The sequence below is a fragment of the Paenibacillus sp. CCS19 genome, from assembly GCF_033239625.1.
GTDB lineage: Bacteria > Bacillota > Bacilli > Paenibacillales > Paenibacillaceae > Paenibacillus_T.
Window position 1 is genome coordinate 37,229 of sequence record NZ_BTCK01000046.1, and the last position, 14,012, is coordinate 51,240.

The 14,012-nt window shown below is 50.9% G+C and carries 11 protein-coding genes; all 11 read right to left on the minus strand.

What is annotated here, in order from left to right; genetic code table 11:
• Positions 1–250 precede the first annotated feature (250 nt).
• On the minus strand, positions 251–1,252 hold the full coding sequence (locus SBI19_RS24145; protein ID WP_317972083.1) for a LacI family DNA-binding transcriptional regulator: 1,002 nt from the start codon (positions 1,250–1,252) through the stop codon (positions 251–253).
• A 124-nt stretch (positions 1,253–1,376) separates the two neighbouring features.
• Complete coding sequence (locus tag SBI19_RS24150; protein WP_317972084.1) at positions 1,377–2,708, minus strand: MDR family MFS transporter; 1,332 nt, start codon at positions 2,706–2,708, stop codon at positions 1,377–1,379.
• A 242-nt stretch (positions 2,709–2,950) separates the two neighbouring features.
• On the minus strand, positions 2,951–4,462 hold the full coding sequence (locus tag SBI19_RS24155) for a leucyl aminopeptidase (RefSeq protein WP_317972085.1): 1,512 nt from the start codon (positions 4,460–4,462) through the stop codon (positions 2,951–2,953).
• 333 nt (positions 4,463–4,795) lie between these two features.
• A complete protein-coding gene (locus SBI19_RS24160) occupies positions 4,796–6,169 on the minus strand; it encodes an ATP-binding protein (protein WP_317972086.1) in 1,374 nt (457 codons plus the stop codon).
• Between the two features lie 2 nt (positions 6,170–6,171).
• Entirely contained in the window at positions 6,172–6,576 is a 405-nt protein-coding gene (locus SBI19_RS24165) for an ATP-binding protein (RefSeq protein WP_317972087.1), read from the minus strand.
• A gap of 243 nt (positions 6,577–6,819) precedes the next feature.
• Complete coding sequence (locus SBI19_RS24170) at positions 6,820–8,292, minus strand: anti-sigma factor domain-containing protein (protein WP_317972088.1); 1,473 nt, start codon at positions 8,290–8,292, stop codon at positions 6,820–6,822.
• Positions 8,286–9,116 (minus strand): RNA polymerase sigma factor SigI, encoded by an 831-nt coding sequence (gene sigI, locus SBI19_RS24175; RefSeq protein WP_317972089.1) that lies wholly within the window; start codon positions 9,114–9,116, stop codon positions 8,286–8,288. The genes SBI19_RS24170 and sigI overlap by 7 nt, the downstream gene beginning before the upstream one ends.
• 160 nt (positions 9,117–9,276) lie before the next feature.
• Positions 9,277–9,690 (minus strand): hypothetical protein, encoded by a 414-nt coding sequence (locus tag SBI19_RS24180; protein ID WP_317972090.1) that lies wholly within the window; start codon positions 9,688–9,690, stop codon positions 9,277–9,279.
• Between the two features lie 219 nt (positions 9,691–9,909).
• Complete coding sequence (locus SBI19_RS24185; RefSeq protein ID WP_317972091.1) at positions 9,910–10,458, minus strand: peroxiredoxin; 549 nt, start codon at positions 10,456–10,458, stop codon at positions 9,910–9,912.
• Positions 10,459–10,570: 112 nt separating this feature from the next.
• Positions 10,571–11,650 carry a 3-isopropylmalate dehydrogenase gene (leuB, locus tag SBI19_RS24190; protein ID WP_317972092.1) on the minus strand — a complete coding sequence of 360 codons (1,080 nt, stop codon included), beginning with the start codon at positions 11,648–11,650 and terminating at the stop codon, positions 10,571–10,573.
• Between the two features lie 120 nt (positions 11,651–11,770).
• Positions 11,771–13,342: a DUF2339 domain-containing protein gene (locus SBI19_RS24195; protein WP_317972093.1), complete on the minus strand. Its 1,572-nt coding sequence runs from the start codon at positions 13,340–13,342 to the stop codon at positions 11,771–11,773.
• Positions 13,343–14,012 lie beyond the last annotated feature (670 nt).

The window sequence follows — 14,012 nt, forward strand, 5'->3', positions numbered from 1 at the left end:
TGTTTGGTTCTTTGGCGCTTTGTTATTCCTCCGTCAACACTAGGATTTATAGTAATGGTTACGCTTTCACATAGACTTCATAGGATATTTGTCGTTTTTTTATCACGATCAACCAGAAACCATAGAGCATAACTGAAAACGCAATCAATTTGTATGTTTGTTATTTCATTTATTATTTTGTTATTTTATAACCATACAAAAAAAGAGGGACATTCTCCCTAAGGAAAATATCCCTCTAACGAACTAATCGCTAATTTATCGTCGTCTCACGCATGAGCACATCGCCTTGGATCAGCAGCCGTTCAGCATTCGAGTTGCGGTTGGCATACCGCCATAACAGCTTATCGACTGCACGCATGCCAAGCAGTTCCTTGTCTACGTTCACGGTCGTCATCGTAGGCGATGTATTGTCAAAACCGGTTACACTGCAGCGCTCTGGCACTTGAACCCCTTTAGCCTGAAGACCAATGATTACGTTATCAGCAATAAAATCGTTCGCACAAACAAATACATCAGGCAGCTCGGACTCGTCCATCTGCTCGATATAGTCGCTCACCGTCGAATCCTCTTGCTTGATGAGTCCTTTCACCGGATCGAATTCGATCTGGTGTTGATCCAACACCGACCGGAACGCAAGCCATCGCTCATAGAAGCTGTGCGCGTAATCGATATCGCCGACAAAATGGAACTTGCGATAACCACGGCTCACCAGCTTCGTGGTCAGCTCGCGCATGCACATGAAGTTGTCTGTGAACAACGCATCACAATGAATTGCAGGGTCGAAATGATCAACCATAACAACCGGAATATCGAGCCGTTTGATCTCCAGCAGAATTTGCGTAGAGATGGTGCCGACTGTAACAATGCCCAATATGGCATCCGGGTTCAACAGCGTAAATACCCGATCGCTCGACGGTTCAGTCAGCGTCAGAATATCTAAGCTCTTCTGATTCAATCTTGTACTAATGCCATCAAACACCGGCCCCCAATAGAAGGAGTCCTTGTTCTGGAACCGTATATTCGGGAACAGCACGACGATCGTACCCGCAATAGGTGCCGATTCCGGATCCTGCAGCTCTTCCGAAACATTCGAAACTCTTGTCCGAAAATAACCAAGCTGCCCTGCCGCCTTCAATATCCGGTCCTTCGTGCCTTCGCTGACGCCGGACTTCCCCGCCAGCGCGCGGGACACTGCGAATTTGGAGACGCCCGCGAAATCGGCTATTTGCTGAATAGTCACTTTTTCCCGCATCTTCACTCGTCCTGTAAACAGTATAATAACTCAAATAACACTTTAGCATAACTTTTAGGTATATTCAAAACAAAAAATGTGAAAAAGACCCCAACCGCTCGGATAAAGCGGCCAGAGGTCTGGTTTAAGCCTTGCTTAGTGCACCTTCTGTTACACGCTCACGGATAAACATCGAGCTGAGCAGCGCAAATAAACTAATGATCAACCCGTAAATAAACATATCGCGGAAACCGCCTAACGGCGCCGCTTCCTGTGTTAGGAACGCCCCCATGATCGTCACGCCCGCTGCTGTACCGATGTTGCGCGAGAACATTTGGAGCGATGCCGAGATGCCCTTCTCCGTGGCCGCTACAAGCTGCTGCGAGCCGATAACCGAAACCGTCGAAAGCATTCCGAAGGCCAGTCCGAAAAGGATCGAACCGAAGAATACGAACCAGAAGCCTGTCGAGTCCGACAGGAACATGAACCATACACCGGATGCAACGAGCAAAACATCACCGATCACAATCAGCTTGCGATATCCATACTTCCCAATCCAACGCCCCGCCGGCACACTGCAGGCCATCCAGCCGATCGACATACCGAGCATGGCCACGCCGCTCATGAACAACGAGTAACCATGCTGCTGCAGGAACATCGGGAGATAGCTCGATGCCCCGAACAAGCCGCCATACGCAAGCAAGGAGTTCACATTCATCCAAGCTACCTGTCGATTGCGAAGCAGCGGCAGCGGCACAAGCTGAGAGGTTTGACGTTTCTCGAACAAATAGAACAAGACCAGCAGCAGCGCGCCGCCTAACGCATACCATAACGCGCCGCTGTCAACGACAGTCGGTATAAGCAGAAGACTTATGCCAGCTGTAAAAATAAGCGCTCCGCCGTAGTCGACCTTCGCCCGCTTCGGCTCGTATTGCTCCTTGTAGGGCATCAGAAGAAACAGTGACAACAAACAGATCGGTACGTTGACGTAGAATACATAACGCCAGTTCCAATAGTCAACGAAAACCGAGCCGAGAAGCGGCGCCATAATCGCGGACAAGCCCCACATTGCAGTGAAGAGCGCTTGAATCTTGCCGCGCTTCTCTACCGAGAACAAATCTCCTGCGATAATAACGGGGAACGGATTCATGACACCCGCTCCTATCCCCTGCACCGCTCTATAAATAACGAGCATAATCATCGTGTTCGCGCTGCCGCAAAGAACGGAACCGATCATAAATAAAATAATGCCTACCGCAAATACGCGCTTGCGTCCGAATATATCAGACAACCTGCCTGCTACTGGCGCAAGCACGGTCGAGAAAATCATATAGCTGGCGAACGTCCAGGCGTACAGCTCCAGCTTTCCCAGCTCCTTGGCAATGACCGGCATCGTCGTGTTCACGATCGTGCTGTCCATCGAGGCGACTAACATCGCCATTACAATGCTGGCCATGACACTATACTTTCCTCTCAATGCCTCTCTCTCCTTTATAGGTCGTTCAAAAAGTCCGCTTTTGACCACATAAGAATCAATAAGTTTTCGAGTCTCTCGAAAGAACAGATTCTTATTGGCGATAAAACCTACCTCTAAACGCGGTCGCTCATCTTCGAAAGGCCTCGATCGAGGTTTTCTCATCACGAAGCATCCCAATAAAGCGAAGAGGCCGCTCTCGCGACCTCCCCGTTCGACCGATCTGCTGCGATGAATGGTCAGTTCTAGACTCTGGACGAGAGCAGCTCAGCCAGCGTGCGAACCATAACGCCTGTTGCTCCCTTGGACTCCCATCCGCGAGCGGATTTGAGCCACGACGTACCTGCGATATCGAGATGGACCCAAGGACGATCTTCTGCGAAGGCGCCGATGAACAAACCGCCCGTAATCGCACCGCCAAGACGTCCACCGCTGTTCTTCAAATCTGCTGCGTCGCTATCCAGCTGCTTCCGATATTCCGGATACGACGGCAGCGGCCAGATCCGTTCGCCGGATTGTCGGCCCGCGCGAATAACGTCCTGAATAAGCAGCTCATTGTTGCCGACGGCACCCGTCGCGACATTGCCGAGCGCTGTTTCTACGGCGCCTGTTAGGGTTGCCACATCGATCAAATGCGTTGCACCACGTTGAACTGCCGTCGTTACCGCATCTGCAAGCACGAGACGACCTTCCGCATCCGTATTAACGACTTCGACCGTCTTGCCGCTCATCGTCACGATAACATCTCCGGGCTTCAGCGCACGGTCCGACGGCATGTTCTCGGCTGCCGCGATAACAGCAAGTACGTTCACCTTCGGCTTCAGCTCGCCGAGAATGCGCATAGCGCCAAGAACGGCAGCAGCGCCGCCCATATCGCCAATCATCTCCTCCATGCCTTCTGCACGCTTAAGCGAGATGCCCCCTGTATCGAACGTAATGCCTTTGCCGATGATCCCCCACACATCCTTATTGTCCGGAGCTCCTTCGTAATGCAGAACGATCATCCGCGGAGGGTTTGCACTGCCTTTGCCTACGCCAATCAAACCGCCCATCCCTTGATCGATAATCGTATATTCATCCATAATCTCTACATCGAAATCGTAACGGTGACCGATCTCCTCCGCATACTCCGCCAGCCCTTCTGGCACCAGCTCGTTACCCGGCAGATTCGTGAGATCCCGCGCGAATATCGCGCCATCCGCGAACAGCTCGCCACGCTTCATGCCAGCTGACCAGCGCGCTGCCGCCGAATCGTCCTCATTCACGCCGGACTCCGGCACGAACTGAACAACAACCGGCTCGGTATCCGCGCTGTCATGTTTCCCTTTGCGTTTCGGACGTTCATACCAGCCGAGAACGAGCCCTTCAACGAACGATTGCGACGAACGCTCCGGCTGGCAATCAGCCGTCCCTTGAAGCAGCGCTTCAGGCAGCAGCACTTTCACGGAACGTGTACGAAGCTTCTTCAGACTCTTTGCCGCAGATGCGCCCGCATCGCGCAGTTCATCGGCAGAAGCGCTGCCGCTATAGCCAAGTGCCAGTACACTGCTTCCCTCGTAGAGACCGAGCGTAGCGATCGTTTCCTTCTGCCCTTTCTCTCCCGTAAACAGCCCTCTAGCATGCAGTCTTCTCAGCTCTGCATCCAATTGCGGCTGAATGAGCGAAGCATTATTCTCAAGCTGTGCCCGCGATACAAATTTCACGACTATGTCCGCCGCTTGCCCCGGATTCGCCCCGTATGTAAACTGAAATATCATTCTCTATCATCCTTTCATTCCCAATAAGAGGTTGTTCAAAAAGTCCGCTTGTGATCACGAAGTAAGTCAGGAAGTGTATTCGACGTCGAAGCTTGCGTTCACCTTCGGAGTCCGGAGGTTATGCTTCCGATGTAGGTTTCCGCTGGAAACCTTGTACATGTAGGCGTTGCCTACGCTCCGTTCCTCCTGAAGTTATTTGCGATATTTCAAGTGTTACTGCCTGTGAGCAAATAACTTCTGTTCTCGCAATCTTCTCGGTGCTGACAACCGAACTTTTGTGAACACGCACTATAAAAAAAAGAATCGGGATACATCTATCCCGATTCTAAAGCTTTATCCGACCAATGGCAAATGAATCGTGAACGCGGTTCCTTCGCCAGGCTTGCTGTCTACGCCAATGGAACCGCCATGATTCCGTATAATTCGATAGCTGACAGACAGACCTAGTCCTGTTCCTGCTTCCTTCGTCGTAAAGAATGGATCAAACAACCGATTCAGTGTCGAGCGGTCCATTCCTTTACCGTTATCACGGACGATTATTTCAACGCCGCTGCTTGATCGATGAACGACAATATCGATACGCCCGTTGCGGTCGCCGCTTACCTCTTCGATCGCATCCAGCGAATTTTTGACAATATTCAATATGACCTGCTTGACCTGTTTCACATCAATCGACACCATCATCGATTCTTCGTACGATTCGAGCTGAATCATACAGCCGCGCATCAACGCTTCGCTCTCCGTGAGCAGAATAACTTCCTTCAGCAGCGCCGTAATGGATATCTCTTGCTTCATTGGCGCAGTCGGTTTGGATGAATTAAGAAACTCATAAATAATATCATTAGCGCGGTCGATCTCCGCCACAATGATGCGCGCATATTCATCCTTGCCCAGTTGGAGCAGATGAGGGCGCAGAAGCTGGATAAATCCACGGATCGAAGTTAACGGGTTGCGGATCTCGTGCGCGATCGCCGCTGCGATTTTGCCAAGCATAGCAAGCTTATCGTTCTGATAGGCGGTATGTTCGATCGCTTTATATTCGGAGACATCCTTAACGCTGATCAGAAAATCGCCTTCGAGCTGATCCCCGTATGTAATCGTTGTCAGAAAATGTCGTCCTTTATTGTCTTGAAACTCAAAATACGGATTGCGCCGCATAATCGTTTCCTTGTAAAGACGAATGATCACTTTACGCATGCTGCGCTTCAACTTCGGATGCAGCATAAGTCCGCGAAGCGTGCAGCCAACCAACGCTTTACGCGGCAAATCGAGCATACGGGCAAGCATCAAGTTAACGAAGGTCAGCGTACCGCTGCTATCGAATAACGCAATGCCGGAATCCATATGCTGAAGCACATTCTCATATTTGCTTCTTACTCTTTCCGATGATCGGTGAGACTTGAACAGCATTTCCCTCATTTCAGTAATTTTCTGCTCGGTTGATTTCTCGGTATCGTTGCGGAACCGATAAGCGACCATTAACTCGATCAAAAAGCTGAATGCTCGATTATGGAGCTTGCCTACATCCTCCTGCTCCATGTTCATCGCCAGCGCTTGTACACATTCGGCATGAACCGCGACAATCTCTTCTGGATGAATGTTCCCCAACATCTTGCCAAGCTCGGTTGCTTGGAACAGGGAAGCTTCACTCTCGCTGCGTATATATTCGGCAAGCGCCGGAAAATAGCGCCTACGAATCGCCTGCATACTTATTCCTCCCCGACAGCAAGAACATACGGATCAGTCTGTTTCTCCGACCCTTTAGAAGATATCAGCCATTTGCGAAATACAATTATCGTTCCTCTGGTATCGTGATAGTGCACTTCAAAATCATCCACCCAATGCTGCAGCCAGTTCGAATTGATCCTACAGGCATTTGTCGAATGGTCATAGAGACGAACCTCGATTCCTGTCTCGAACCAGTTCCGATGAATCGACTTCATAACCATATGTCCATGATGCATGGATTCGATTAATTGATAGGCTAACTCTGAGATCGTGAATGCAATGCGAGTCTGGTCTACAATGGAGAACCCAACGCTTACGGCAAGCTCTCTCCCCTGCTGTCTAGCTTTGATAGCATCTGTCAGCTCGTTCATGAGGAACATGTCCATCCTGGCATCGCGCTCCCGTCTTATTCGTCACTCCTGCACCGCTTCAGACAGATGATTACATTGTGCGACTTGTAACTTTTATGATGTATGAAACTGGAATAGTTGTCAATCGGAGATCTTGTCGAAAAATGATGGCCTCATGCACTGCAGCAAAACGAAAAGCAGCAGCCCTCCTCGGTGGAGGAAACGCTACTGCTGCTCGCCGTTGTTGCAACCGAGCAATAAAGTCTCGTTTATGCTGCTTCAATCTCTGCTGTTATAATGACTTGTGCTCTGCCCTTTGTCATTTTTGTCGCTGTTGCTGCTGTTGTTCTTACTGTCGTTGTACTTGCTATCGTTATTTTTGCTATTGCCGCCGTTCTTATTGTTATCGCTCTTGTCTTTGTCGTTGTTACTCGTATTGCTCTTGCCAGAGCCCTTGTCATTGCCGCTATACTTACCGTCTTCTTCTTTGCTATTGCCGTTCTTATTGCCGCTGTTATTACTGCTTTGTTTACCGCCTTTAGAGCTGTTATTGCCCTGCTGGCTGCTATTGTTAACACCGTTATTCATTGTAGGTTTATTAGGATTCCAGCGAGTTCCGTCATTCCACTTATTGTTAATTCCGCCATTCCCATTACTATTACCCTTATTGGCGCCAGGCTTAACCATGTTCGGACGATTATTTATTTCGGCTTCACCTTGCTTCTGCCCCGATGGCGTGGTTCCTGTAGGATTAGTATTAGATGCAGCTGACTTATCGTCTTCACGCTTGCCGCCTTGATGTTTCTCCGTGCGCTTCGCTTTAGCTCGCTTCTCGCGTTCGAGCAGCTCCTTCAGCGCTTCTTTTGCTTGTTTATTAGAAGCTGCCTTGTTCTTCAGCTCCTTGTCCTTATCGGCTGCTGCATCTGTATCTGCTGCATCCGCCGCTTTCAATGCAGGCGCCGATGACGCTGCAGCTGCAGCTTTATCGTCCGAAGGCACAACAGACTGGATGCCGCCCTCCGATGCCGTCCAATCGTGAATCGATTGATCTTTCAACGAGTCAAGCTTCACCTTCGGGTTTTTGCTTTTGGCCATCAAATACACTGCCATTTTACCCGTCGATACACCGCTCTTCTCCGCCTCGTCCCGCACTTCCTTCGGAACGGACAGCACCGTTACGTTATCATTGGAAGGTACCACCTTCGTGACCGCCTCGTGAATTTCCGATTCCAGCTGCACTTCGAACTGATCCGGATCATCCAGCTTATCGCCGACAACAACGCTTGCAATGACAATATCATGGTCCGCTGCATCCAGCGTACTGATGGCTTCTGAAGTTTTCTCCACCAGCGATGCCACAACATCTGCAGCATGCTTCCCTTTATAGTCGATACCGCTCGCGAGCTCCTTGCCTTCTTCATTAAGCCCACGAAGCTCCCGCACTTCTTCCTCATCGTTAATCCCTAATTCCACACTCGGGTTGACATCAAGCGTGACATAAGCAACGATTGGCGCCGCCTTCGAAGTTGGCACCATAACGATTGGAAACAGGAGCAGCACAACCAACGCTGCCGCTGTCCATGCCCCTGCACGGCGCGGCAAACGTCTCCGCCTGCTTGCAAGCTCAATCTCTTCGCCGATATCGACCTCTGCTCGACCGGAACGCGGCACGCGCCGAAACTCGCCGCTTGGCGTTAGAACGATGAGATGCTTCTCGCTCATCTCCATTACGATCGCTCGTCTGCTCACCATTTCACCTCCTGCGCTGTATGCTGCTTGATTGCCTGTGGTGGCATTTGTTGAACATAAGCCTGAATATATGGATAGCTGCCCTTATGAATAATGGCGAGTGCAATAATGTATTTGCGATTGCGTTCAATCGTCTTGCGCGATACGCCAGCCTGTTCAGCCAGCTCTGTAACCGGCAGCCTCCCTTTGTCCATTATGGAATCATAGAAACGAGCTTCCGTGGCCATCCGACCAATACCGAAGAGCATCGACCGCGTATCCGTATGTTTCGGAGCTTGATCGACCAGATCGGAGAACGAAATACCGAATTGCGCTAGCTTAGCCGACAACTCCAATATTTCCTGTTTCCGCTCTTCCTTCTCCCGATCGCGAGAGAACTGCTGCTGGGCCTGACTCGTCTCGACCTTGTTCGTGACGGTCTGCTCGTCGTCCTCCATATCGAATGCGCTGTAGGGCACGGACTGGGTATGACGCTGTTCCTTGCGGACATAGTCGATCAGACGTCTGCGAATGACCGTCTCGGCGAAGCCCAGAAACGACCGGCCTGCAGATGCCGAGAAGCCATCGATCGCTTCGTTAAAAGCAATTATCGCAACGCTGTATTCATCATCCTGCTGCGGATTGATATAACGTTTGCTAAATTTGCTCGTTACTTTGAGGATGTAGGGCTCGTATTGGGCAATAAGCTCCGCACGCGCGTGCTCATCACCATTGCGAATCCGCTCGATTGTTTGTTCCGGCAGATCTGTCTCCTGTTTCTTAGAAGACTTCTCGCCGCTTACTTTGCTGATGAACCTACGGAAGAGAACAAGCAGCAACCGTGTCACCTCACTTACATCATTCGTTTATGATCAAAATAATTAGGGGGTTCTAATCTTATTTATGTAAAAATGAGAAAACCTTTTTATCCTTAAGCTCTTCTCTGCGATTTGAAATGAAAAGAGCCCCCGGCAACGGAGGCTCGCGATCCAACTTACAACTTATCCGTTAAGACGTTAGCCGTTGACGCAGCTTCGTGCGTCTTTCGCTTAGGATGCTGAGCCGCTTCTTCAGGTCGTTTTCCCAATCTGAATCGTCGATTTGCTTCGCAACGGATAGAAGATCGAGCGCCATATCAATCTGACTGATTACAATGTCGAGTGGATCTTCATTCTCATTGTTTACGCAATTCTCGAAGAGTACCTTCGGGTCTTTGTCGACATAATCCTGGAAATCGATTTCGGACGCTCCATCACCGTGTGCAAAATCAGCCAACACCTCGTACTCATTCTCTACCATATGATGAACTTCAACACGCTGGCATACCGGACAGAACGTAATCGGAACGTTATGAATGTGTGTGCGGAAATGTTTGAGTGTTCCTTTCGCGCCGATCATGCTTGCTCCACAGCAAAAACTCATCGACTCTCACCTCTTCGCGTTCGTCCAATTATTGGACGATCATTAAGGCTTTAAGGTTGCGCAAATTGAAACTTACCCTAAACGTATTCGCTTCCACCACACGAAATTCCTGCCAAATCTTAATTGCAATTGTTGGAAGTCGCTGAAGACGGCTTTTTGCATACAAAAAAAGGCATTATCCATCGTTAAATGGACAATGCCTTCGACTCATTCAAACCATTAATTCGTACTTATCGTACTCTGACCGGGCTTCCAGTTGATCGGGCATAGGCCGCCGGATTGCAAAGCTTGCAGCACCCGCAAGATCTCATCGACGCTGCGTCCCACGTTGTTATGATTCACAACCTGGTACATAAGCTCGCCTTCCGGGTTGATGATGAACAGGCCGCGCAACGCGACCCCCTCTTCTTCAATCAACACCCCATACGCACGGGCAACATTCTTCGTAATGTCCGAGGCGAGCGGAAAGTTCAGCTTACCCACTCCGTTATCGCTAGGGTCTGTACGAATCCAGGCGCGATGGCTGTGGACACTGTCCGTACTGACACCAAGCACCTCTGTGTTCAGACTCTGGAATTGCGGATAAGCCATGCTCATAGCTTTAATTTCCGTTGGACATACGAACGTAAAATCAAGCGGGTAGAAGAAAAATACGAGCCATTTGCCTCGGTAATCGGTTAAGGATACTTTGCCGAATCGCTCGCCATCGCCAGACGCCGTTTCCATTATAAAAGGTGGCGCCTGGCGGCCTACCATGCGCTCCGCCATAATCGAACAACCTCCCTACTGCCGCGAATTCCCGTCAACAAGAATGGTATCATCACGATTGGAAGCCGGTCAATGCGACTGCTAGTACGAATTGATGATTAACTGGCGTAAACTACTTCACCATTGCAGCAACGATCAGATCGCCCATTGCCGTCGTGCCGATCGCTTTGCTCTTATCGACAGCGATATCGCCCGTGCGGTGGCCTGCATCGAGAACCGATTTAACAGCGTCTTCGATCAGTTGTGCTGCTTCATGGTAGCCGAACGTCAGGCGATACATGAGTGCAACCGACAAAATCGTTGCGATTGGGTTGGAGATGCCTTGACCTGCGATGTCAGGAGCGGAGCCGTGTACTGGCTCGTACAGACCGAAGCTGCCTTCGCCCATCGATGCGGACGACAACATGCCGATCGAACCCGTCAGCATTGCTGCTTCGTCGCTCAGGATGTCGCCGAACATGTTCTCCGTTACGATAACGTCGAAGCTTGCAGGACGGCGCAGCAATTGCATTGCGCAGTTGTCTACGAGTACATGCTCAAGCTCAACGTCCGGATACTCGGGAGCGATGCGGATAACCACTTCACGCCACAGGCGGGACGTCTCGAGTACGTTCGCTTTGTCAACCGACGCCAGTTTCTTGCGGCGCGTTTGTGCGATTTCGAACGCTTGGCGAACGATGCGCTCAACTTCTTGTACATTGTATACGCAAGTATCGACTGCTTCTTGGCCGTTAGCGCCTTCACGACGGAACTTCTCGCCGAAGTAGATACCGCCAGTCAGCTCACGAACAACGATCAGGTCCGTGCCTTCGAGAACTTCTGGTTTCAGCGTCGAAGCATCCATCAAGCAGTCAAATACGTTAGCTGGACGAATGTTGGAGAACAGGCCGAGCGCTTTGCGAATGCCGAGCAGACCTGTTTCTGGACGAAGCTCTTTCGGGTTGTTGTCCCATTTAGGACCGCCAACCGCACCGAGAAGAACAGCGTCGGCTGCTTTACAAATATCAAGCGTTTCTTGCGGAAGCGGCGTGCCTTTCTCGTCGATCGCGATGCCGCCGAACAGGCCGTGTTCGAACTCGAATTGGTAGCCGAACAGCTCCTCCGTCTTCTTCATTACTTTAAGCGCTTCGCCGACAACCTCTGGTCCGATGCCGTCACCGGCGATAACCGCGATTTTTTTCACGTCTGCCATAATCGTATAGACACTCCTCTTCTAATATACACTATGAAAATTTCATGCTCCCTACAGTTTACCCTAAACCGCTGCTCGGAGGAAAGATATAAAAGCTATCGGGATTATAGTCTACGCCTATCACGCTTTCGATTTCGTGCTCCATCTCGCATTTATCCAGCTAATGCTCATCGAGATCAGTCCGAGAAGCAGGAATACGATGATTTTGTAGATGGTATCTTCGCCGCTCAGATCAAGCAGTACCGCTTTCAAGGCGACAATGATCAGCACGATCGACCCGAACCAGCGGAAAACGCGTTGGCTGCTGTACGCGCCCCAGACGAAGAGCAGCAGCGCATGAATCGCCCATACGACCGACAGGAACAAATCGGCATGGCCCGACCAATGATTCTCGTCAAACCAATCCATGACCTGAATCGTAAGCAGTCCGCCTACAATCAAGTGGCTCGCGATCGCATACAGAACAGAGACAAGCGACTGGTCAAATTGCGAAAGGGATTTGAATATCACCTTCCTCGACATGTAGAAGCCAAGTGCTGCAAGTGCGACCCATGCCAGTGCTCCTCCGTTAATAAAAGGTACATAGACATCGCCGAACCAATTCAGCCGCGGAACATCCCAAGCTTTGCCGAACCAGTAAACGCCCGTCATTAGCCAGATGAAAGAACCGGAGGAAAGCAGCCAATTGTTATGAAGTCTGCGTCCCAGCCATACGGCAGCTGCCGCAATACCAACCCAGATGAATACGGCAGCGAGCGGACGGTACACCGAACCTGTACCAAGCCCGGAAGCTCCGATGAGCAGCGCGACAGCGCCAAGCGCTCCATGGATATAACCGGCTGCTGCAGGCTTCGCCACAGCGCCCCTCATGCGGTGCAACAGCAGAGCCAACAAGCTATACGCTGCCCCGATTACAAGCATTAGAATCGTCATACTTGAGCTGCTGTGCAGCAATCCGGCCGCCCATGCGCCGAACATGACGGTATTCGCGAAGCTGACATACACATCGGTGCATAAGAAGCTGTTGCGCGTCCGCCAAGCAGCGGCATAGAAGGCAATAAGGTAGAAAACGAATGCTGCGATCAAATAACGCATCGGCATGCTCCACCAGCCGTCCGAAATCGGATCGAAGTGGACATAGTAGACGGCGTACAGCAGCCAGGTAAATCCGAACGACGTCCAGCGAAGCTCTACCCAATTCTTAGCGATGCTTACAGCAAACATAACCGTGTTGATGACCAGCAAATATAAGAACAGCTGCAGCACTTGATCCGATTCCGGCCGCATAACGAGCGGCGCCAGCAAAGCGCCTGCGAGCGAGACAATCATGAGCATGCGGGAATTGTGAACATAAGCGTAGACCGCAATCGCTGCAGTAATAACCGACATAACGACCAATACGAGCATCGGCTCCCACAGCGTCGTATAGATGCCAGCATAAGCCGATGTCGTATACCACACCGCAGCGCCGAAGCCGGCGCCGATCTCACCTGCCAATGCCGCCGTACCGCCCCGTTTGTGAAGAGCTAGGCCGATTGCTCCGGCTGCCGCGCCTACCAGAAGCCCAGCGCCAATCTTGATCGGATCGTTCAGCCAGCCTTGATCCGAACCATATTTCAATAACGTTATAAAGGATACTAGAACGAAGATTACGCCCAGCACCGTCGTCCAATGCTTCTTCCATGCTTCCATTACGCAAGCGCCCCCTACTTGGGATGATTGTTTAGGATCAGGTCCTAACAACCTTAATTCTACTCACGCAAGCGAGACGGAATAGTACCATCTTTGTATGGTACCCTACTAAGTCCTTCCTTCAGGAGGATTCCAGGGGCGTTGCCCCTGGGACCCCTAGGTTAGACATTGGGGTGCTGCCCCTACACCCCGGAGTTTGATATTGGGGCGCTGCCCCTATCACCCCGAAGTGACTATGGGGCGCTGCCCCTGGGACCCCGATGAATGACGTTGGGGCGCTGCCCCTTTCACCCCGACTTCCTACCGTTGATTTTCTACCCACCCAAACCCTCCCTGCAAGGGAGGGCCCCAAAGGTCGTGTGACCTCTGGACTCCTCACAAGGACGCAGCCTTGATTATGTAGGCCGTCCGCTCGCTCTTGCCGCATCCGCGGCAAAGCTTTTGTTCACTGTACCTAGATACGGTCAATCGAATGCATACTTATTTCGCACGTGTTCACCTGTCACCGCCCATTGATGTTACGCCGATGAGAGGCACACATGGGATAATATAATCGGGCACAGCTTTCGTTTCTTCTACAACCCAATCCCTCCCTGCAAGGGAGGGTCCCAAAGGTCGTGTGACCTCTGGACTCCTCACAAGGACGCAGCCTTGATTATGTAGGCCGTCC

Excerpts from the sequence above, each read along its gene's own strand:
- SBI19_RS24145 (WP_317972083.1), bottom strand. The coding sequence starts at position 1,252 with ATGCGGGAAAAAGTGACTATTCAGCAAATAGCCGATTTCGCGGGCGTC.
- SBI19_RS24180 (WP_317972090.1), bottom strand. The coding sequence starts at position 9,690 with ATGAGTTTTTGCTGTGGAGCAAGCATGATCGGCGCGAAAGGAACACTC.
- leuB (WP_317972092.1), bottom strand. The coding sequence starts at position 11,650 with ATGGCAGACGTGAAAAAAATCGCGGTTATCGCCGGTGACGGCATCGGA.
- SBI19_RS24185 (WP_317972091.1), bottom strand. The coding sequence starts at position 10,458 with ATGGCGGAGCGCATGGTAGGCCGCCAGGCGCCACCTTTTATAATGGAA.
- SBI19_RS24155 (WP_317972085.1), bottom strand. The coding sequence starts at position 4,462 with ATGATATTTCAGTTTACATACGGGGCGAATCCGGGGCAAGCGGCGGAC.
- SBI19_RS24195 (WP_317972093.1), bottom strand. The coding sequence starts at position 13,342 with ATGGAAGCATGGAAGAAGCATTGGACGACGGTGCTGGGCGTAATCTTC.
- SBI19_RS24160 (WP_317972086.1), bottom strand. The coding sequence starts at position 6,169 with ATGCAGGCGATTCGTAGGCGCTATTTTCCGGCGCTTGCCGAATATATA.
- SBI19_RS24165 (WP_317972087.1), bottom strand. The coding sequence starts at position 6,576 with ATGGACATGTTCCTCATGAACGAGCTGACAGATGCTATCAAAGCTAGA.
- SBI19_RS24170 (WP_317972088.1), bottom strand. The coding sequence starts at position 8,292 with ATGGTGAGCAGACGAGCGATCGTAATGGAGATGAGCGAGAAGCATCTC.